We start from the raw sequence: 1,207 nt of genomic DNA, 5'->3' as shown, positions 1-1,207 counted from the left end.
CATCTAGCCTCCGTTGATGCAGCAAAAATAGCTTCTTCAATAAGCTCTATCAACTTGGCATCGCTTACCGTGCTTGAAAGATCAAGCTTTTCCTTAATTTCCTGCTTCAATGCCAAGAAATGACTTTGATTCATGAAGCAACAGCTCCTTCATCTCTAGAAAAATTTCTTTTGCTGAGAAAAAGAGTTGCAGCCATCTCATAGGCCTGTTCCGAGAATAAGCTGGATGCCCACATCTGCTCTGGAGTTCTTATGCTTTTCCACTCTGGGATATAAGGAAGTTTAAAAGCGATATCACGACCAAGCTCCGAGAAATCATTCGTTTGCATGCCTATATATTTATTCATAACAAAATGTACGTTTTGTATCGCACCCAATTGCTTATTAAGCACTTTTGTTTTATAAACATCATTCAAATCATCCCGAACAAGCCAAATGATATGGTCGCTGACCTCCAGTCCTTTTACAATTCGCGGATGCACAGATGCTTCAAGATCTATAATGATGTACTCATATTCATTCAAAGAAATCAGTGCGTCGATGAGAACGCGGATTTGCTCTCCGCTTATTTCTTGCATTTCCCTGACCTGATCATTGGGGGACAAATAGTCAAATCGCAGCTGCGGATCAAATGATTTAAGTAATTGCAGCTTAGGACCGAGTAATCCAGGCGAGCTTTTCAAATAGTAGATTAACTGTGAAAATCGTCCTGTTTCGCCCATCAACCAAAGTGAAGTTGAACTAACGGATTCCAGACTTAAATAAAAAACTCGTTCACCACGAAAAGAAAGCTGTTTGGCTAAATGAATAGCCGTCATAGTCTTACCACTATTTCCGCTTGAGCTATAAATGGAGACGACACTGGTTTTTTTAGCCCCATGGCCGCTTCTCTCCTCATTCAGCTTTTCAGCATGGAAGGCCTGGAGTCGTGTAAGCAAATGGTGCAAGGATTGAAACCGATACAAAAATGGAACCTTCGTTTCTGCATCCAGCGAGTTCGCAATCGTTTCGCTTAAAATCATCTTATGGAGGCTAGTTCTCCGATCCATAAGAAGCCGATAATACGTCTCCGACATCAATAACACACCTGCTGCTTGCTGAGCCTCAAGAACTTCTAAGATCAATTCTAATTTCGAAAACAGCTTCACCTGCATTCGTTCCCCGAACTCAGAGGCACGAATATAAGAAGCCAGTCGCTGGCCATATTC

The 1,207-nt window shown here is 41.8% G+C and carries 1 protein-coding gene; it reads right to left on the bottom strand.

Annotated elements, in window-relative coordinates; all coding sequences use genetic code 11:
- Positions 1-130: 130 nt before the first annotated feature.
- Positions 131-1,207 (bottom strand): P-loop NTPase family protein (locus AC1DUA_RS38350; protein WP_477504676.1); only part of this gene is annotated, 1,077 nt, incomplete at its 5' end.

Source organism: Paenibacillus sp. 01T422 (assembly GCF_056398785.1).
Note: the sequence above shows the minus strand (reverse complement) of the source record. Positions and strands in the feature narration are given on the sequence as shown.